Below are 19,097 nucleotides of genomic sequence, written 5' to 3'. Positions count from 1 at the left end.
GCACGACGTGCGGCTCCATAATGCCCGGCGTGCGTCGCCATCACGCCCGGCAGTGCAGCGTGCGACAATAGGCTGGCCTGCCATGCGCTGCTGTAGCAAGTTATGCCCTGTGGCTATCGCACACCCTCCGCGTCCTCTGCGCTCTCGGCGGGAAGATACGAGGGCATGATCGCGATCAGCTATTCCGCGTCCTTGGCGGTAAAATACGAGAGCACTATCCATGGGCACCTTATATCTCGTCGCCACCCCCATCGGCAATCTCGAAGACATTAGCTTGCGCGCGCTGCGTGTCTTGCGCGAAGTGCGACTGATCGCTGCCGAAGACACTCGCCATACCCGCATTCTGCTGAACCACTACCAGATTACGACCCCCTGCATTTCTTACCACGAACACAACAAACTGGTTCGGCGCGACGAGATACTCGCTGAGCTGCAAGCCGGTGATGTTGCGTTGGTATCAGATGCCGGTACGCCGGCAATTTCCGACCCCGGTCAAGAACTGGTGCAGGCGTGTCTCGCGGCGGGGCACGCGGTGACGCCCATTCCCGGCCCCAGCGCGCCACTCGCCGCCTTGGTTGTGTCAGGCATGGAAACCAGCCGCTTTCTGTTCGTTGGTTTTCTGCCGCGCCAAGCGCGTGAACGACGCGAACTGCTTGGTGAGATCGCTGATATGACCGTCACCGTGATCTGTTTCGAGACGCCGCACCGCATCATCGAAACATTGCGTGACATCGCCGAAACACTTGGCGAACGACAACTCGCCGTCGCCAACGATCTCACTAAACGCTTCGAGGCCACTATTCGTGGCACTGCGAACGAGCTGATCGAACACTTTACCAGCCACCCGCCCCGCGGCGAGTTTACCATTGTCATCGCTGGCGCTACCTTAACCGGCGAACACAAACGTGACCGTCAACGCTTACGCCTACCAGCAGCCACAGTCACTCGTGACACCATCGCCGACTACCTCCGCCAACTCGCCGCCCAAGGGATCAGCGGTAGCACCGCCGTTCGCCGCGCCGCCCAAGCCTTGGGCGCGCCCAAAAATACGGTGTACGACGTGTGGCAAGAGGTGTTTGGGAAACAATGATGAGTTACGAAGCACTCCGCAATAGTGCTACCATGGTGCGGGCCCGTTTTGTATTCTCAGGCGATGATTGACCATCGGTTGCCCATTGATCGAGCAAAGCCAGTGCAATATGATAATCGTCACCGACTAGATTGCCACGTCGGTAACGCTCGCCGATATACTCAATAATCCGCTTGCGCGACTTCCAATACTTCGATCCGGCAAATGCCTGCAAAAGAGTAATTGTTTCCGGCTTGTTATATTCGGCATCGGCATCAGTAATTGCCTCTATCGCCAACCAGCGAATCAACCAGTAGCGATGATTGGCGATATTGGGAATAGTCAGGTAGACCGGATCAATGCGCTGCGCGCGGACGAAATCACCGGCCAGCTTGACTGCGTTTAATACCACATCTTGGTGCGAGTCGTTGAGTACGTGCAACAAGTCGTCTTCCGCTATAGGCACCTGATACTCTCGCATCATCTGCACGGTAAACTTACGCACGCTGGCATCAAAATCATGGAGCAACACACTGCACACATCAGCCCGTCGCTGCGTCGGAGGCGTTGCCCGTAAATACACCTCTAGCGCCATCATCCGTAGTTGCGGGTATTCTTTTCGCTCACGCATAAACGTGATCAGTGTGTCGGGAGTATGTTGCCCGTCCCCGTACCCTACCCGCTGTACTAATTCGGCAATCTGTTGCGAACTGAGATCATCACGCAGACGATCAAGCTTCGATCGAGCATAGGGATAGATTTCGTAACCACGAATGTGTTCGATTTCTTGGTATTCTGCCGGAGTGAAATCCTCTACTCCCATCTCACTCAATATCTGTCGAACGCGCAGCCGACTATCTAAACAACCCCAGATCAACAATTGACGCACGATTCGCTTAACATCCGCCGGTAACAACGGCTCTTTCCCGTGCAACTTGCGGCTGAGGGTCGCATTTGAGAGACCAATCGCCTCGGCCAATTCGGCATGAGTTCGATAGCGCCGGCCACGACGAGACTCCTCAGAAGGTATCGTTTTCAACTGTGTTTTCACAAATTCGGCGAAGATTGCCAAGCGATCGGCTGAGCGCTGGAAACCATGACGTGAGGCATTGTGCTGCTCGCAGCAACGGCGCAGCTCATACACTTCGGCGCGTAATTGCTCGATGTCGCGGCGTAATGAGTTGAGTTCAGCCTCGAGATCCATTGGCCGGTCGATATAAAAAAGAAGACCTCAAAATAACCGCAAGAAAGCTCAAAGATTTTGGGTATTTCGTACTCTATAGTATAGACATAAAGAATGAACCGATCAAGCTGTCTAATTACATGACGCCTGCTGGGTAGTTTTGAGACGTTCGGCGCCCAATATCAATCGCAAGGAAACTTACGATAGCCGTTTGGGATCGCTGTAAACCACCAACGCTCATCCTGCCTGCTAAGCGTTCGTCACGACGGTCGAAGAATTACGCCGGCGTCGGCGCAATGAACTGGCCCAGCAGCAACGTCCGCCGAGCCATTGGCAACACGAACCTTGGGCCTTCACCGACAACCAGTTTCGCGAGGTCTATTCGTCATGCCCAGCTCTCCGGTCCGGGAAGTTAAGAAACCGCCGTCACGCGATATCGTGATGACGATTGCCGATTACTTAGAATGCGATCTCACTGAAGGCAACCGGCTGCTGATGACCGCCCATCATGACCCCATTCAACCGTACCGGTCAGGCGAGGCATTAGCAACCTTCGTGCAGGTGGCCCGCAAGGTCATGCAGTTCGTTCCGCTGCCGGTATACACCATCAACCGCGATTGGGATGTGCTCGATGTGAACGAGTGTTTGCTCGCTGTAGCGAGTATCGCGCGCGCGGAGTATGAAGCGATACCGGCGGAAATGCGCAATGTGATACAGATGATGTTCGATCCGCGTTCACCGGTCTATCACCTGCTCTACCTTGATCACGAGCGATGGCGCTGTTTCGCTCAGCGGAACATTTACGGCTTTAAGGTGCAAAACGCTTATTGTGAACGTGAGTCATGGTATATCGAGCAGGTAGCGCGCTGGTGGGAATGACCCCATTTCAGCGAGTTGTGGGAGCATACTCCCGATGCTTACACCGCTCCTGCGAGCGACGCCGCACCGCCATTCTCTATCTCTGCTATGCGCACGGCAACCGGATAGATCATCCACTTCGGCTCGTTGTTTATCACTCTTGGCGATGAGATCGCTCCGCAGGTGGTGGCGCGGATGCCGGGAGGGAATGGAGGGGAGGGTGGCAGCTAGTCACCCTGCGCTTCGATCCAAAGAGTATGGCTGCGCCGCATAGCAAATGCAGCGCGATCCGTAAAGCTACTTCTTAGCTCTTAATCAACTTCGCGAGAAAAGCAAGCCAGTTATGCAATCCTCACTCTCCTTGACCCTGTTCACCATTCGCAATCCCACTGCCCAATTGCATTCCGCACAGCCAACATCGCTGCCAAATTCGGCCATTGTTGGCATTTCTTGATGTGAGCCAACCAAAAATGACTTCCGCGCAATAGTACGACCGCTCATCACAGAGATCGAAGGCCGGGCAAGCGCGCAGACAATAACACGGCACCACCCAAGGAGACGACAATGCAGCCATCAGACTACTTTCTCGCCTCGATTGACGATCCGCGCTTACGCGCCGCCGTGCAACGAATCGCACCTCGGTTGGACCGTCTGTCGCACCACTTGCGCGAAATAGCCATGCAGCTTCACTTCACACCTAACCATCTTGCGCGCCAACGCAATTTGAGTGAGAGTACCGTGCGCAAATATATCGATAACCTCTACAAGGCGCTTGATGTACGCAACGACATCGATGCGAATGTGTTTGATCGCACGACCCTCATCTGCTTCGCCGCGCAGTATTGGCGCATGCGCCGCCAAGAAGACCAGAACGAGATGGATACGACGGGGTGGTAGTGGTACAGCGTGCTGTGCCTCAAGGGACGCAGCGGGCTGCGTCCCTACAACACGCCCACCGAACTGTTATCACCCAACATCAATCGGTACGCCTTGGGCCGCAGCGGGCTGCGCCCAATCTCGACATTACGCCCGATCAGACTGTCTTCTAAGCGGTGGGGCAACCCGCGGATGGTGCAATATTCCAGCACAATGCTATGCTCAATCTCGCACTCTTCGATGTGGCAGTGATGGTAAATCGAGGTAAACGGCCCTACATACGCATTCACAATTCGCGTATGCTCGCCAATAATCGCCGGCCCACGAATCGTGCTGTTGATAATCTCGGCCCCCGGCTCGATGATCACCTTGCCGATCAACTGGGAGTCGCGATCGACATAGCCCTGCACCGACGGCTCCATTTCGTCGAGTACCAGCCGGTTGGCTTCGAGCATATCGTCCTTCTTGCCAGTGTCGATCCACCACCCTTCATGGATGTAGGGGTAGACATTGTAGCCGTGGCTCACCAACCACTGGATCGCATCGGTAATCTCCAGCTCACCGCGCGCCGAGGGCCGGATCGCCTCAACCGCCTCGAAGACATGGTGATCGAACATGTAAATCCCGACCAGTGCCAGATCCGACTTCGGTTCACGCGGTTTCTCAACCAACCGGATGATACGCCCATCATCATCAAGTTCGGCGACGCCGAACGAGCGCGGATCGGCTACTTTTTTCAACACGATCTGCGCATTGTAGTCACTCCGCCCAAACTGCTCGATCAACGGGCTGATCCCGCCTTGAATGCAGTTATCGCCTAAAAACATCACAAATCGGTCATCGCCGAGAAAATCGCGGCTAATCTTGACCGCATGCGCCAACCCCAGCGGCGCTTCTTGCGGGATGTAGGTAATTTTGACCCCCCACCGCCGGCCATTGCCAACCGCTGCGCGGATCTCGTCGCCGGTATCGCCGATCACAATGCCGATGTCAGTGATGCCGGCATCGCGGATGGCTTCGATCACACGAAAGAGAACAGGTTTATTCGCTACTGGCACCAGTTGCTTGGCACTGGTATACGTAATCGGACGGAGCCGAGTTCCTTTGCCGCCGCTCAGCACAAGACCTTTCATAACCGCCTTCTTCACTGATAAGCTTGCTTGCCGCCGATTGATTCTACACCATGTGGCGCGGTAAGGAGACAGGGCTGTCTCCCTACTGATCTTGCTAAGTGTCATTGCGAGGGTCGGTCTAGGCAATGCGAAATATTATCTAGAAAACCCGAAGCAATCCCCTACGAACACGGACATGATCATCTTGTTGGGTGTCATCCCCAACGCATATCTTGTTTACGCAAAATGATATTAGTGGTAGATTCTACCAAATGCAATGATCAGGGAGGAGGAGCGGCTATGGCAGAGATTCAGGGCATTATCAGCGCAATGCTCACTCCATTCACCAGCGATGTCGGCCCGGTTGATTATGAATGGCTGCCGGGATATGTACAATTTCTGGCTGATGGCGGCATGCATGGCGTCCTTGCACTCGGTACTACCGGTGAAGGGCCATCGATGAGCGTCGCTGAACGCATACGAACGCTTGAGATCATCATGCAACACCGTAGTGAACTAAGCGTCATTGCCGGTACCGGCTGCGCGGCGCTCACCGATACGATTGCGCTGAGCCGGGCAGCGGTTGAGTTAGGGGTTGATGCGATTCTGGTGATGCCGCCATTTTATATTAAGCAACCGAGCGAGACCGGTATCTTGGCCTATTTTCGCGCTCTCTGCGACGCATTGCCGGCGGATGCGCGGGTCATGCTCTACCACATCCCGCAAGTGACCGGGGTACCAATCACGACCACAATTATCGATGGCCTGCTCGGTAGCCATCCCGGCCAGTTCTTTGGCCTTAAAGATAGCAGCGGCGATTGGGAGCATTCCAAGATGCTGATCGACCGTTACCCGCAATTGCGCATCTTCACTGGCAGCGACCGCCTCATCGCCCGCGCGCTGGCCGGTGGCGCCGCCGGCGCGATTACCGCTCTTTCCAGCGCTTTCCCCCGCCTTGCCCGCGCCGTGTTCGATGCTTACCACAACGGCGGTGATGTCTCGGCAGCCCAAGCTCGTCTCAGCGCTGTGCGCGACCTGATCAATCCGATCAATACCCCGCCGGCGCTTAAAGCCGCGTTGGCTTGGACAAGCAACTTGCCCGAAACAGCGCTGCGCTTGCCGCTCATGCCGCTCAGTAATGAGGAAGCTGCTGCGCTGCGTGCCGCTTACGAACGCATTATGGCCGGAGAATAAATGACTATCGCAGAGAACACAGCCCCATCCCGCGCTGCGCGCTCGCTGCAATTCGCGGTATACTAGTACCGGCCATTTGAATACCAGACGCGAAGACGCAGAGGCACGTACCTCTGTCTTTGCGTTTTCTCTTAGTTAGCATACGCCCTATGAACCAGACGCCATTAGCAAACCTGCACGTCCGCGAATTGACGCCGTTGCAACCGCCGCGTGCGCTCAAGACCGAGTTACCCATTACCCCTACTGCGGCCCAAACCGTCGCCGAGGCCCGCGCCGCGATTCGCCGCATTCTGCGCGGCGACGACCAGCGTCGGATTATAGTCGTCGGCCCGTGCTCAATCCATGATCCCGAAGCGGCGCTCGACTACGCCCGTCGCTTGCAAGCCCTCCAACAGCCGCTCAGTGATCAGTTGCTGATCGTGATGCGCACCTACCTCGAAAAACCGCGCACGACCGTCGGCTGGCGCGGTCTGATTAACGATCCCCACCTCGACGGTTCGTTCGATATGGCAGCCGGCCTGCGCATCGCCCGCCAACTGTTGCTGGCGATTAATGAATTAGGTGTGCCAGTCGCCACCGAGATGCTCGACCCGATCAGCCCGCAGTACCTCGACGATCAGATCAGCCTCGCCACCATCGGCGCCCGCACCAGCGAAGCCCAAACCCATCGCGCGCTGGCCAGCGGCGTCTCGATGCCGGTCGGCTTCAAAAACGGCACCGATGGCGGGATCCAAGTCGCCGTCAACGCCTGCGTCTCAGCGGCGGTGCCGCACAGCTTCCTCGGCATTGATGAAGACGGCCGCAGCGGCGTGGTGCGCACCACCGGCAACCCCGACAGCTTCGTGATCTTGCGCGGTGGTCGCCACGGCCCCAACTATCACCTTGAGTATATCGTGCAAGCGACGCGCCTAATGCGCGAAGCTGAACTGACACCCGCAGTCATGATCGACTGTAGCCACGCCAACTCCGGCGGCGATTTCCGCCGCCAAGAAGCCGTCTGGCAGACGGTGCTCGGCTATATGGTCGAAGAGAATCTGCCGATCATCGGTATGATGCTTGAGAGTAATCTGTTCGAGGGTAAGCAACCACTCGTCGCCGACCGCAGCGCCCTCAAGTACGGCGTCTCGCTAACCGATGGCTGCGTCGGCTGGGATACCACCGAGCGTCTTCTTTACGAAGCGCATCTAGCGCTGAGCAGACGGTAATTCGGGACAGACACCGGCCACGTGGGGGAACGCCGCACCGCCGTGCGGCGTTCCGTTCCCACAATATGCGGGAGCCGTACCACCGTGCGGCTTTCCGAAACGATTCGTTACCCCTTTCGTTCATTCAGTCGTTTATTCGTTCCCCTCATTCGTTGTCACGAAAGCCCCATGCACCGCCCGCACCGCCTTATCGGCGTCTGCTTCTGAGACGACCAGCGAGATATTATTCTCGGTGCTGCCTTGCGCGATCGCGATCACGTTCACCCCCGCCGCGCCGAGCGCGCCAAACACCCGCCCGGCAATCCCCGGCGTGCCGCGCATGCCTGACCCTACTACAGCTACAATCACAACTGGCGCAATCGTGCCGATATGCTCGACATCATGGGCGGCAAATTCGCGATCAAGCTCGCAACGCAGCTCGTTGACCACTTTAGTCGCTTCGTCACCCGGCACTGCAAAACAGACGCTCTGCTCGCTGCTGGCTTGCGAGATCAGCAAAACATTTGCGCCAGCCCGCGCCACTGCACCAAAGATGCGCGCCGCCACCCCCGTGAGGCCCAGCATGCCCGGCCCGCCAACGGTAATCAGACTTAACCCTTTGATCGCCGTAATTGCCCGCACACTCTCGCCATCGCCCTCGGCGTCAATCAACGTACCCGGATGGCTGGGGTTGAAGGTGTTGCGAATGCGGATCGGGATGCGGCGATGCACCAGCGGCAGCACCGTCTTGGGGTGCAGCACATTCGCCCCGTAGTACGCCATCTCACCCATCTCAGCATACGAGAGCCGGGGCAGGGTGCGCGCTTCCGGTACGACTTTCGGATTCGCCGACAACACCCCGTCCACTTCTTTCCAGAACCATACCTCATCGGCATCGAGGTCGGCGCCGAGGATGGCGCAGGTGTAGTCAGAACCACCCCGGCCCAACGTCGTCGGTACGCCGGCCCGCGTCGCGCCGATAAAGCCGGTCACCACCGGCACCCGCTTCGCCGCCAGCAACGGCAACAACCGCGCCCGGCTGCGTTCGCGGGTGTCAGGTTCGATTGGTGACGCATTGCCATAGCGGTCGTCAGTTACGATCAACTCGGTGGCATCGATTGCCTCAGCGTCGATCCCAGCACTCCGCAGGGCCGCCGCAATCAGCCGCGCATTGAGCCGCTCACCCAACCCGCTGAACAGATCGAGCGCCCTCGGCGTCAGTTCGCCGAGCACCGCGATGCTACGCGACAGATCGCTCATGTAGTCAAGCATTGCCCGAATTTCTGGCTCAAGCGCCGCCCGCTCGGCCGGCGTCACCAACTCGGCGGCGACCCGCATGTGGAGTTCGAGCAACCGCGGCGCTACCTGCGCCGTGGCATCGCCATTGCCCGCCGCCGCTGCCTTCGCCGCCGCGATTAAGGTGTCGGTGGTGCGCAGATCAGGTGCGTTCATCGCCGATACCACTACCACCACCTCATGCTCGCGGGCATGCGCGCCGACAATCTCTGTCACCCGCCGGATCGCGTCGGCGCTGCCAACCGAGGTGCCGCCAAATTTCATCACCAGCCGCATAAGCTTGTCTCCTTCTTGCGCTAACAAAAAACGTCACGGCGCGCAATCTGCGCATCACCGCGACGTGGATACCGTTATGAATTCAAACGCAAAGACGCCACCCAAAGATGAGCCGTTTTTAACGCGAAGACGCTAAGTATTTAGAGCTTAGCTCACTCTCGCACACCCTCTTAAAACCTCTGCGTGCTTTGCGCCTTTGCGTTGATCCCTTGCTACGGGATAAGCAACAGCTTCCCGCTCGTCGCCCGGCTCGCCAAGGCGATCTGCGCCTCGGCTGCCTCAGCCAGCGGATAGCGCCGGTCGATCCGCACCTGCAATTCACCTGCCCCGATCCACGTGAACAGATCACTCGCCCGCCAGCGCAATTCTTCTGGCGTCGCGATGTAGTGAAAGAGGGTAGGCCGGGTCATAAACAACGACCCCTTGCTGCTGAGCGTCAGCGGTGAAATCGGTGGCACCGGCCCGCTGGCATTGCCGAAGGTGACAAACATCCCGCGCGGGCGCAAGCTGTCGAGGCTGCCTTCCACCGTGCTCGCCCCCACCGAGTCGTAAACCACGTCAACCCCCCGCCCGTTGGTAAACGCCCGCGCCCGCTCGACAAATGACTCGCGCGTATAGATCACCACCTCGTCGGCGCCGGCAGCGCGGGCCAGCGCCGCCTTTTCTTCAGTTGAGACTGTACCAATCACCCGCGCCCCCAGCCGTTTCGCGATCTGGATCAGCAACAGGCCGACCCCGCCGGCAGCGGCATGCACGAGACACGTGTCACCCGCTTTTAAAGGAAACGTGCTAAAGGTGAGATAATGCGCCGTCATGCCCTGCAACAGTACCGCTGCTGCGGTTTCGAGATCAACATTATCAGGCACCCGCACCAGCTTATCGGCTGGCGCCAGCGCATATTCGGCATAGCCACCGAGAGCGGTCACACACCCCACCCGGTCGCCAACCGCCCACTCGCTGACACCTTCACCGACCGCATCGACCGTGCCGGCCACCTCCAGACCCAGCGTGAACGGTAACGGCTGCGGGTAGAGACCGCTGCGATGGTAGATGTCGATAAAATTGACTCCTGCCGCCGCTACTTTTACCCGCACTTGCCCCGGCGCTGGCGCCGGCGCTGGAATATCGACCAATTGCAACTGCTCTGGCCCGCCGGTCTGATGGATCTGGATTGCCCGCATGGTGGTACCTCACTGCAAGCTCGCCCTTGCGCTCGAATCAAAAACCGACCTATACTATAACATAGCGTCACTGCTCTGGTGTTGGCAGGTACAGACTGCCACAAATGGATTGCGCTAGCGGACCGGCTGCGCCCATCCCAGTTGTCCAAACGAGCAGACGTGCTTAACATTTTGCAGGTTTATCTCGAGAAGCTGCAACAGCCTAGCTGCTGTACACCGCTAAGGTTCTAGTTTGGACGGCTCAGATGCTGCATTCTACAGCTATCGTTATCGGTCAATTCACAGGCTGTAACCGTCTATTCGCTGCTCGCAGCAGCGGGTGATTAGCAATATCGCAAGATCACACCACCCGCTCGCAATGACTAACCAGATGGGGGCAATAGTGCGCCAAAGCGGTCTTCCACCTGAATACTTCGAGCGATACGATGAGAGCGATGATCGTCTTTTCTATCTCTACCCCCGTCTCACTGCTCATATTGATGAACTGGCCCGCTGCGCCGTGACACAGTTGATCCGCGAGGAACTGCCCCACGGCGGTTGCCTACTCGACCTGATGAGCAGTTATGTCAGCCATCTGCCAACTGATATTCCACTGACCCGCGTGGTTGGACTTGGTCTCAACGAAGACGAGATGCGGCTCAACCCGCAGCTCCACGAATATGTCGTCCACGACCTCAACGACAACCCGCAGTTACCCTTTGCCGACGCCACCTTCGACGGTGTCGTTTGCACCGTCTCCGTCCAATATATGACTCGCCCGGTCGAGGTCTTCGCCGAGGTGGCCCGCATCCTCAAACCGGGAGGACCCTTCATCGTCACCTTTTCCAACCGCTGCTTCCCAAGTAAAGCAGTGCGAGTCTGGTTAGCCACCAACGACCGCCAACACATGGAGTTGGTGCGTTACTACTTCGAGCTGGCCGGTGGCTTTGAACAGATCCGGTGTCTTGACCGTTCGCCCCATCATTGGCTGAGCGATCCTCTCTACGCCGTTGTTGGGCGACGAGTGGTATAATCAGCGACGAACGAAATGGTAGACACTGGAGAAGATCAATGCCTTCGGCCCCTCCTCAACCGGTTCAACTCGCTTGCCCATCCTGCGGCACCCGCTTCCGCTCGCTGGTCTATACGATTGTTGATGGCGGCGAGCAACCCGAACTCAAAGCGGCGCTGCTCACCGGCCAACTGAATGTCGCCGTCTGTCCCGGCTGCGGGCTGGCCAGTATGCTCAGCGCGCCGTTGATTTATCACGATGCCGGTAAGCAGCTCTTTCTAGTGTACGTGCCGCAAGAGCTGAATAGCCAGCCCAAAGAGATTGAGCAATTCGTCGGCGATGCCTCGGCGTTTCTGATCCGTGCCTTACCCGCCGACGCGCCCCGCGGCTATCTGCTGGCGCCCCGCCGCTTTCTGACCCTACAATCGCTGATCGAAGCTATTTACGAAGCTGATGGCGTCTCTGCCGAAGACTTGCGCCGCCAAAATCGCTATGTTGAGATTTTGACTGAGCTGGTCAATCTGGTTGAAGATGACGCGCAGTTTACTGAGGCGGCCCAACGCTACACTGCCGAGCTTACGCCGGAGTTTTTTGCCACCCTCGATGCATTTATCAACGCCACCAATGACGCGCAAGCTCACATGCGTGCGATGTTGATCAAGGTGCGCGAGAAGCTGCAAGCGCATGTCGCCCGCGCCGCCGCCTTGGCCGCCGCCGAAGAGGTGAAGGCCGCTATCGAGCGTCTCCGCACCGTCAGCGACGACGAGCTGTCTGCCGCTGTCCACGAATTGCGCCCGCTGATCGATTACGGCTTTTTTGAATTGTGGACTGAGCAAATCGAGGCGGCAGAGGCTGCCGGCGATACCGCTACGGCCCAGATGCTCACCGCGCGGCGCGCGCGCATTCTTGAGCTGGTCGAAGAGATTGACCGCGCCGCTCAAGAGCTATTCGAGCGTGGCAGCGCCTTGATTGATGCCGTGCTGTCTACGCCTGATCCAGTAGCCGCTTTACGTGAACGGGCCGCTGAAGTGGATGAAGGCTTGCTGACAGTCATTTCGGCCAGTATTGCTGCCGCTCATCACGCCGGCAGTTTAGAACTGGTCGAGAAGCTTGAGAAGCTGGCGACCGCTGCGAAAGACATTATTGAGTCACGTCTCTCGCCCGAAGACCGCTTTATCAACGAGCTGCTCGCCCAAGAGACAACGGCTGAGGCCACGCGCTTGCTGCGCAAGAATGTGACCAAGATCACACCTGACTTGGCTCGCCGCCTTAACGAGCGGACTGCCGAGGAAGAGAAACGCGCGAATCAAGCAGTTGCCGAACGATTACGCCAATTGGCCCGTGAAGCAAGTGCGTTGTTATTTTAATCATCGTAGAGACGTTGCATTGCAACGTCTCTACGATACATTCACGCTATGCATCCCTCACTCTTGCGCCTGCTGGCCGCCGTAGCCCGTCCATTAGTGCGCCGTATGCCGGCCAATCCAGCGCAACGGGTGCTGATCATCAAACCCGATCACCTCGGTGATCTATTGCTGGCGACGCCGGCGCTGGCCGCGCTGCGAGAAGCGTTGCCCACCGCACACCTTACGGGGCTGGTCGGGCCATGGGCTGCCACGATGTGGCAGCGCTTGCCCGAACTCAACGCGCTCGAAACGCTGCCTTTTCCCGCCTTCGACCGCGCCGCCGCCAAACCGATGCCGCTCGCGCCGTATACCCTCTTGCTGCGCGCGGCATGGCGGCTGCGCCGACAGTGCTACGATGCGGCGCTCATCTTGCGTGATGACCATTGGTGGGGCGCAGCTCTCGCGCTACTGGCCGGTATTCCCCACCGGATCGGCTTTGCTCACCCGCTCTGCCAACCGTTGCTCAGCGTGGCATTGCCCTACGATCCCCGCCAGCACGTAACCCAACAGGCGCTCGACCTCGTTGCAGCTCTTACCAGCGCCAAGCCTGCGCCGGGGCCGCTGCGCTTCTCGCCTACACCCGCTGCACAGGAATGGGCGAAGGCATGGCTCCACCACCATAGCGCGCCGGAGGCGCAGGTGATCATCCTCCATCCCGGCACTGGCGGCCCCACTAAACACTGGCTGCGCGAGCACTGGATGCGCCTGATTCAAGGGTTGCGCCAACCGGGCCGGCGGATTGTCCTCACCGGCAGCCCCACCGAAGGCGCTGAGCTGGCCGCGATTGCCGCCGCCCAACCAGATGTATTGACGCTGAGCGCCGACCTCACTATCGACCGGCTCGCCGCCTTGCTTAGCTATGCCGCACTGGTGATTGGCGTTGATAGCGGCCCGCTCCATATCGCCGTCAGTCAAGGTGTGCCCACGATCCACCTCTTTGGGCCGAGCGATCCGCGCCGCTTCGGGCCGTGGGGTGATCCGGCCCGCCAGCGCGTGATCAGCGCCAACCTGCCGTGCAGCCCCTGCGGCGTCTTCGCCGCCTGCCCGCGTGCCACCGATCCACCCGAATGCATGGCGGCCATCCAACCGGCCCACGTGCTGACCGTCGCGGAAACGATGTTACTGAACCAGCGTCGCCACACGCCCGCCCCACACTGAAACGGTAATTTCCCTGCTACCGCGCCAATCGCAGTTTCGTCGCCGCGAAACCACATTGACGTCGATTCGACCGCCTGCTACAATAATCTGTTGTGACCGCACAGGTGCCGATCAAGGGGGTGATTGTGGTGCGCCAAATGTGGCTTGGGATGATAGGGGCGCTTATGTTGTGCGCTAGTGTGGCATTGACTGCCTGCCTGCCCGATCCGCCGCCACGCAATCTGCCTACCCTGCCGGCCGTTCTCGACATTACACCCGCGCCAACCCTCGATATTGACGCTACGGCGACGGCCTACGCTAGCGCCCCGCGCCCAACACCAACGGTGGCGGCATTATACATCGTGCAAGCTGGCGATACACTCAGCGCCATCGCCGAGCGCTTCAGCGTCACCGTCGATGAGTTGGTCGCGGCCAACAATCTCACCGATCCCAACTTCATCCAACCCGGCCAAACCTTGCTGATTCCGTCGCTGATCGGCACCCCGCGCCCGGCGCTCACACCGACGCCGTAAACAACGACCTATGGAGTGCGGTAGTCCCACTGCCTCAATCATTATGTTCACTCTTCCCTACCGCACCGCCAACACCAGCCGCCAGCAATTGAGGTTACGGAACCGGCGGTACTGCAACGTATCAAGAATCGCGCCGGCAATCGCCAATCCACGCCCACTCTCGTGCCAATCCTCCGGGAGCGAGGTTACTACTGCCGGTCTCTCCCACGCGCGCCCTCGATCAACCAACCGAGCCTCAATTCGCGCCGGGGTGAAACGCAACCGCAACTGAATTGGCCCATCGCCCGGCCTCACCGCATACTGCAAGATATTCGCCACCACTTCGGCTATCGCCGTGTTAAACCGTATCTGCGCCTCAGGCGCAACCCCGGCTTCATCCCAAAATGAAGCCAGTGCGGTATGCAACTGCTCAATCCCTTCTGACGGCACGACGCTGAGTTCATACTGGCGCTCGATACGGTTCATAGCGCATCTCAGAACTACAAGTTCGCCTGCAATGCCTCAGCCACGTTGGGGTAAGGACGTAAGACTCGGTTCAGCGTGGTCAATTCCAAAATCGCCAGCGCTTGCGCGCCCACACAAGCTAGCCGCAGATCACCACCGGCCAACCGGGTCGCCTTCAACCCACCGATGAGTGCGCCCAGCCCTGAACTATCAACAAAACTGACTTCGCTCATATCAACTACCAATAACCGAAACCCTTCGTTGACGGCCTGTACCAGCCGTTGCTTCACCTCTGCGGCGACTAACAGATCGAGCCGGCCCCGCAATTGAACCACTGCCGTGCGTTCGTCCACTGGATTGACCGTGATCTCCATCAACGCCCCCTTCACAAACTCTGGCGCCATACTGTGCTACTGCTCCTCGGTAGGTTGGTACATTGCTGCATCGATAACTACACTGAGCATAACTAGATCATACACTGCCCAAAAAACGTTGACCACCACCGGCAACCCGTCGCTCCGCCAGCCCAATGCCAATTGCCCTAACCCCACCACAATCGCTACCGCAAGCAATGCCATCATCAAAAGCTGCCAGCGCACCAGCCCAAAATAGCGCCCCGCTTGCCGGGTCTTCGGCGTAACGATAAAACCGAGTTTCTTACCGAACCATACATTGGCTGCCGCAGTCGTCACCGCCTTGATCCAGAGCGGAAAGAGCGCCAGACTGTATTGCTGCCCGCGCCACGTTGGCCGTCCCCAACTGATCACGGCAAAGAGCAATTGGTTGACAATCAGATACGGCGCCAACCGCCAGAAAAATTCATCGGATAACGCATTGACCGGCAATAAGCCAAAGATAAGGTAAAGCACTGGTGAGATCAAATAAATAATTGTCGGCACTCCCGACAAATAGCTCCACATCGTGTCAAAATAGGCGAGGCGTTGACCCAAACTCAAGCCCGGCAAGGTCAATGGATTTTCCCGCAGCATCACTTGAATCGTGCCCTGCGCCCACCGTAATCGCTGTTGCAGCGCGCTGCGCAGATCTTCCGGCGCCAACCCATGGGCCAATATTTCATCGTGGTAGACCGAACGCCAACCGGTCGCATGCATGCGCATTGAAGTTGACATGTCTTCGGTGACCGAGATCGTCGAAATCGGCAGGTAATCCATCGCTTCATTAACAAGCAGCGGGATGAGTTGCCGCACGGTTTCGATCGCCGCCAACGGCGATCGATCGCGCGCTGCCAGTTCCGCCAAGAGCGCCTCGTCATTCAGCGCACGCATAATCTCGGCAGCTTCGACCGCTTGAATTTCAGCCAGATCGGCCATGATCTGTTGCAAATCAGCCGCCACCACCATCCGCGCCGCTTCTTCGGCTCGTCGCTGAAACCGCTCGGTCACTTCCTGAAAGGTATCTCCGCGATCTAACTCGCGCCGCGCTTGCGCCACCGCCCTGCGCAGCTCGCGCAACGCCGGTGCAATCCGCTGCCGATCTACTTTGGTCAACCGCCGTTCTGCTTGCCGGATCACCGTATCGGCCTCGCGTAATGCTCGCCGGATACGCCGCTCGACATCGCGCACAAAGAAGCGCAAGCCGGTGCGAGCCAACGCCTCGCGGCGCAAGACTGCATTTGAACCACAGAAAAATGCTGCGTTCCAACCGTCCTTCCCCTGTTGGATCGGGCCGTAAAAGAGCGGCGCTTGGCTGCCGAACGGATCTCCCGGAGGTACATTGATAAAGTATTGCGGCGTCTGAACCAACCCAACTAGTGGATCGGCAAAATAACCGAGGGTGCGGTCAAGGATCTGCGGCAACGGCACCTGATCGGCATCAAGGATCAACACAAAATCGCCGGTTGTCTGTTCAAGCGCATTGATCAAATTACCGGCTTTGGCGTGCCGATCAAATCCTTTCCATGCCGCCGAACGAGTAATATAGCCACATCCCTCTTCCGCCGCCATTGCCCGCATTGCCGGACTATTGCCATCATCGAGCAGATAGGTCTGATGTGGATAGCGGATCGCCACGGCCGCCCGCACGGTCTTGCGCACCAGTTCGACCGGCTCGTTATAGCAAGTGATAAATACATCAACCCGCAGACCGGGCGGGGCCGGCGGCGGCTCGCCCCGCTCGCGCAGCCGAAAGACGGTAAGCCCAAAGAGGAAGCTGCCAATATAGCTGTACAGCTCAGCGCCAAACAATGCTAACGCAAACAGCCACGCATTCCAGTTGAGCGAAACAGTTCCTCGCCAGAGTAGGTAGTACGCGCCGAGCGTTAGGTTGGTAATCACCAGAATCTTGATCAGGCCACGCCGGAACGCAGCCCATTCCGCTGGCCCCCAACTGGCGCGCAGGAAGGTTGTGTCGAGGTACGAAGACCGCATAGACCTAACCGGCAGCAAAGCGCTTTACTGTTTGCGCAACCAACGAATACGAACGACCAACACTACCGTTGCCAGCAAAGCAATCAGCAAGATGCCGCCGACAAATTGCCACGCCGGGATGCGCTCAAGCAAGACGACTTCAATTTGCGGCGTCAAGGTCTGCGGCGGGGCGGCCAGCGGCGGCGTCAATGGCACAACAATACTATCGCGATCCCCTGTAATCTGGGCCTGCGCTCCGCGTAGCACATCTAAGAGCGCTCGTTCACGCAACGCTCGCACCCCTAGCCGCATACCTGCACCGTCAGCAGCGTCGATCAGCAACACCCGCGCACCAAATTGCCACGGCGACGGTATCAGACTCAACGTCGCTTGTGCGCCGCGACCGGGTTGATATACAAACGGGGTGGTTGCGGCTGTATTGAGGGTCATTGTCAATGAATTCCGGTTGCGATCTCCCAGAATCGCCAATGGCCCACTCCGTTCATTGCCAATTGTATCTGCAGTCACGAGACGCGGCGGCAACACATCAGGCAGCGCGCTCCAACGACCCATTGCTGCCGCTAACTCCAAGCCGGCTTGGATCTCGGCGAGAGTTGGTTGCGCCGGCAATACCAATCGCGCGCTCGTGTCTCCAATAATGAGCGCTGCTGGAAACCGGCCAAGATCGTCTGCTGCCGCTGGATCATGGGGTAAACGCCACGCCGATGTCGGTTCGATGATTGCCCATGCTGCTGATGTATCGACCTCTTCACAACCATTGTTCGGCAGATCGAGATACAAGCGCGCTTGGAGATCAATCCGGCGCAGCGGTGTACCGGCCAAATCGCTATTGAGCAGATCGGCGGGCAGTTCAAACCGATACCGCTCGATCGCGTTAGCTTCCACCCGCAGCCGCTGCGAACCAAGGGTGATGCCATTGACAGATACCGCCAACCACGACCTTTCCGGCACGAGGCCAGCCGCCGTCACGACGTGCAATTCGAGGGTAGCCCCCACTCGAAGATCCCATCCCGGCGGACGCTCGAAGGCGTAATCGATCTGGTGTTCACCCGCGCCGATCACCCGGCGCTGTGCGATGCCCAACTGGGCAAAACTGGCAGCGCCTTCCTGCCAAGCTGCAGCGACTGGTGCCGGCGGCGCTTGAGTCACTGCCAGCGCCGGCGCCGCCGGCAACGCGACTGTCAAAGCCCGCGCAGCGTACTCTAGTGCGATGGGGGTTGCACCTGCCACCAGTAGTTGTGGCGGCGCAGTTGGTGCCAACGCCAAAATGCCATGCTCTTCCGGAATCACTTGCCCATCCACTTCATACCCACTACCATTCCAACGCACATTTCCCCAATCTCCGGCTGGCAGTGGGCCTAACGCGACCACGATCGCAGGGGATTGTGCAGGGACTGCCTCTGCAACGTTCACGACCGGATCTTGCCTCGCCAATGCGGCCCACTGCCCAATCGCAAAGGCGACTATGCCTCCTGCAGTTAACGTAGCCGTATCAGTTGCCGGCGATAACACAATGGTCGGCGGTAACCGGATCGTAGGTACGCTCAGCGGTAGCGGCGCGAACAGTGCTGCCAGATCGGCGAGCGTTCCTGTCATAACCGGTTGTAAGTCGAGCTGGAGCGTTGACTCTCCACTCACAACCGTCCATAACGCTGGATTCTGCACCTCTTCGCAGGCGTCATCGGTCAAGCGCATGTGGATCTGCACCTGCACAAACAACCCCGGCCCGGTAAAACCGGCCACCGGCAACGGTACAGCCAACACGCCCTCTACAGCATTTTCCACCGTCAACCGGATGCTCGCCAGCGACCGTCCGTTCAACGCAACCGTCATCGTTGATCGATCAGGCCGTAACAGTGGCGAGTGGCTAAACCGTAACGTTAATAAGCCATCGCTCGCCGGACGCAACCCTGTCGGAATCGGAAAGTAATAATCGAGCACCGCATCGATCCCACGCGCTGTGCGGTCGC

Annotated in this window: 17 protein-coding genes; 9 read left to right on the top strand and 8 right to left on the bottom strand. The window is 58.5% G+C overall.

The window, feature by feature from the left end:
* Window positions 1–220 precede the first annotated feature (220 nt).
* Window positions 221–1,090: a 16S rRNA (cytidine(1402)-2'-O)-methyltransferase gene (gene rsmI, locus Q1A00_RS07565; protein WP_298402758.1), complete on the top strand. Its 870-nt coding sequence runs from the start codon at window positions 221–223 to the stop codon at window positions 1,088–1,090.
* A 4-nt stretch (window positions 1,091–1,094) separates the two neighbouring features.
* Here rsmI and Q1A00_RS07560 read toward each other — a convergent pair whose 3' ends face one another.
* The gene (locus tag Q1A00_RS07560; RefSeq protein ID WP_298402757.1) at window positions 1,095–2,273 is read right to left on the bottom strand and encodes a hypothetical protein; all 1,179 of its coding nucleotides are present in this window, start codon (window positions 2,271–2,273) and stop codon (window positions 1,095–1,097) included.
* Window positions 2,274–2,639: 366 nt separating this feature from the next.
* Between Q1A00_RS07560 and Q1A00_RS07555 the strand changes: the two genes are divergently transcribed.
* The gene (locus tag Q1A00_RS07555; RefSeq protein WP_298402756.1) at window positions 2,640–3,131 is read left to right on the top strand and encodes a hypothetical protein; all 492 of its coding nucleotides are present in this window, start codon (window positions 2,640–2,642) and stop codon (window positions 3,129–3,131) included.
* A 543-nt stretch (window positions 3,132–3,674) separates the two neighbouring features.
* Window positions 3,675–4,007, top strand: coding sequence for a hypothetical protein (locus tag Q1A00_RS07550; RefSeq protein ID WP_299756045.1), 333 nt, complete (start codon window positions 3,675–3,677; stop codon window positions 4,005–4,007).
* Between the two features lie 44 nt (window positions 4,008–4,051).
* Here Q1A00_RS07550 and Q1A00_RS07545 read toward each other — a convergent pair whose 3' ends face one another.
* Window positions 4,052–5,119, bottom strand: coding sequence for a glucose-1-phosphate thymidylyltransferase (locus Q1A00_RS07545; protein WP_298402751.1), 1,068 nt, complete (start codon window positions 5,117–5,119; stop codon window positions 4,052–4,054).
* A gap of 279 nt (window positions 5,120–5,398) precedes the next feature.
* Here Q1A00_RS07545 and Q1A00_RS07540 point away from each other — a divergent pair, with 279 nt between their 5' ends.
* On the top strand, window positions 5,399–6,292 hold the full coding sequence (locus tag Q1A00_RS07540; protein WP_299756042.1) for a dihydrodipicolinate synthase family protein: 894 nt from the start codon (window positions 5,399–5,401) through the stop codon (window positions 6,290–6,292).
* 149 nt (window positions 6,293–6,441) lie between these two features.
* A complete protein-coding gene (locus Q1A00_RS07535) occupies window positions 6,442–7,497 on the top strand; it encodes a 3-deoxy-7-phosphoheptulonate synthase (protein WP_298402747.1) in 1,056 nt (351 codons plus the stop codon).
* 132 nt (window positions 7,498–7,629) lie between these two features.
* On the opposite strand, the gene Q1A00_RS07530 is transcribed toward Q1A00_RS07535, so the two are convergent.
* Window positions 7,630–9,048, bottom strand: coding sequence for an aspartate kinase (locus tag Q1A00_RS07530; RefSeq protein ID WP_299756039.1), 1,419 nt, complete (start codon window positions 9,046–9,048; stop codon window positions 7,630–7,632).
* A 212-nt stretch (window positions 9,049–9,260) separates the two neighbouring features.
* On the bottom strand, window positions 9,261–10,229 hold the full coding sequence (locus Q1A00_RS07525) for a quinone oxidoreductase (protein WP_298402745.1): 969 nt from the start codon (window positions 10,227–10,229) through the stop codon (window positions 9,261–9,263).
* A 370-nt stretch (window positions 10,230–10,599) separates the two neighbouring features.
* Here Q1A00_RS07525 and Q1A00_RS07520 point away from each other — a divergent pair, with 370 nt between their 5' ends.
* The 4 genes from Q1A00_RS07520 to Q1A00_RS07505 all read left to right on the top strand — a co-directional run bounded on the left by Q1A00_RS07520 (window position 10,600) and on the right by Q1A00_RS07505 (window position 14,296).
* Window positions 10,600–11,241, top strand: coding sequence for a class I SAM-dependent methyltransferase (locus Q1A00_RS07520; RefSeq protein WP_366144859.1), 642 nt, complete (start codon window positions 10,600–10,602; stop codon window positions 11,239–11,241).
* Between the two features lie 38 nt (window positions 11,242–11,279).
* A complete protein-coding gene (locus Q1A00_RS07515) occupies window positions 11,280–12,587 on the top strand; it encodes a CpXC domain-containing protein (RefSeq protein WP_299756036.1) in 1,308 nt (435 codons plus the stop codon).
* A 48-nt stretch (window positions 12,588–12,635) separates the two neighbouring features.
* Window positions 12,636–13,784, top strand: a complete 1,149-nt coding sequence (locus Q1A00_RS07510) for a glycosyltransferase family 9 protein (RefSeq protein WP_298402740.1) — start codon at window positions 12,636–12,638, stop codon at window positions 13,782–13,784.
* 92 nt (window positions 13,785–13,876) lie between these two features.
* Window positions 13,877–14,296 carry a LysM peptidoglycan-binding domain-containing protein gene (locus Q1A00_RS07505; protein ID WP_298402738.1) on the top strand — a complete coding sequence of 140 codons (420 nt, stop codon included), beginning with the start codon at window positions 13,877–13,879 and terminating at the stop codon, window positions 14,294–14,296.
* A gap of 57 nt (window positions 14,297–14,353) precedes the next feature.
* Here Q1A00_RS07505 and Q1A00_RS07500 read toward each other — a convergent pair whose 3' ends face one another.
* From Q1A00_RS07500 to Q1A00_RS07485, 4 genes are all read right to left on the bottom strand, one after another.
* Window positions 14,354–14,761 (bottom strand): ATP-binding protein, encoded by a 408-nt coding sequence (locus tag Q1A00_RS07500; RefSeq protein ID WP_298483011.1) that lies wholly within the window; start codon window positions 14,759–14,761, stop codon window positions 14,354–14,356.
* A gap of 14 nt (window positions 14,762–14,775) precedes the next feature.
* The gene (locus Q1A00_RS07495; protein WP_298402735.1) at window positions 14,776–15,144 is read right to left on the bottom strand and encodes an STAS domain-containing protein; all 369 of its coding nucleotides are present in this window, start codon (window positions 15,142–15,144) and stop codon (window positions 14,776–14,778) included.
* 6 nt (window positions 15,145–15,150) lie between these two features.
* Complete coding sequence (locus Q1A00_RS07490; RefSeq protein WP_299756030.1) at window positions 15,151–17,127, bottom strand: glycosyltransferase; 1,977 nt, start codon at window positions 17,125–17,127, stop codon at window positions 15,151–15,153.
* Window positions 17,128–17,151: 24 nt separating this feature from the next.
* A partial coding sequence (locus Q1A00_RS07485) for a cellulose biosynthesis cyclic di-GMP-binding regulatory protein BcsB (protein ID WP_299756027.1) occupies window positions 17,152–19,097 on the bottom strand: 1,946 nt, incomplete at its 5' end.

The sequence above is a fragment of the uncultured Chloroflexus sp. genome (assembly GCF_938091255.1).
Classification (GTDB): Bacteria; Chloroflexota; Chloroflexia; order Chloroflexales; family Chloroflexaceae; genus Chloroflexus.
The sequence above is the reverse complement of the archived record's forward strand: the minus strand, read 5'-3'. Positions and strand labels throughout refer to the sequence as shown.

Coding starts and splice junctions, on each gene's coding strand:
- rsmI (WP_298402758.1), top strand. CDS start 221: ATGGGCACCTTATATCTCGTCGCCACCCCCATCGGCAATCTCGAAGAC.
- Q1A00_RS07560 (WP_298402757.1), bottom strand. CDS start 2,273: ATGGATCTCGAGGCTGAACTCAACTCATTACGCCGCGACATCGAGCAA.
- Q1A00_RS07555 (WP_298402756.1), top strand. CDS start 2,640: ATGCCCAGCTCTCCGGTCCGGGAAGTTAAGAAACCGCCGTCACGCGAT.
- Q1A00_RS07550 (WP_299756045.1), top strand. CDS start 3,675: ATGCAGCCATCAGACTACTTTCTCGCCTCGATTGACGATCCGCGCTTA.
- Q1A00_RS07545 (WP_298402751.1), bottom strand. CDS start 5,119: ATGAAAGGTCTTGTGCTGAGCGGCGGCAAAGGAACTCGGCTCCGTCCG.
- Q1A00_RS07540 (WP_299756042.1), top strand. CDS start 5,399: ATGGCAGAGATTCAGGGCATTATCAGCGCAATGCTCACTCCATTCACC.
- Q1A00_RS07535 (WP_298402747.1), top strand. CDS start 6,442: ATGAACCAGACGCCATTAGCAAACCTGCACGTCCGCGAATTGACGCCG.
- Q1A00_RS07530 (WP_299756039.1), bottom strand. CDS start 9,048: ATGCGGCTGGTGATGAAATTTGGCGGCACCTCGGTTGGCAGCGCCGAC.
- Q1A00_RS07525 (WP_298402745.1), bottom strand. CDS start 10,229: ATGCGGGCAATCCAGATCCATCAGACCGGCGGGCCAGAGCAGTTGCAA.
- Q1A00_RS07520 (WP_366144859.1), top strand. CDS start 10,600: ATGGGGGCAATAGTGCGCCAAAGCGGTCTTCCACCTGAATACTTCGAG.
- Q1A00_RS07515 (WP_299756036.1), top strand. CDS start 11,280: ATGCCTTCGGCCCCTCCTCAACCGGTTCAACTCGCTTGCCCATCCTGC.
- Q1A00_RS07510 (WP_298402740.1), top strand. CDS start 12,636: ATGCATCCCTCACTCTTGCGCCTGCTGGCCGCCGTAGCCCGTCCATTA.
- Q1A00_RS07500 (WP_298483011.1), bottom strand. CDS start 14,761: ATGAACCGTATCGAGCGCCAGTATGAACTCAGCGTCGTGCCGTCAGAA.
- Q1A00_RS07495 (WP_298402735.1), bottom strand. CDS start 15,144: ATGGCGCCAGAGTTTGTGAAGGGGGCGTTGATGGAGATCACGGTCAAT.
- Q1A00_RS07490 (WP_299756030.1), bottom strand. CDS start 17,127: ATGCGGTCTTCGTACCTCGACACAACCTTCCTGCGCGCCAGTTGGGGG.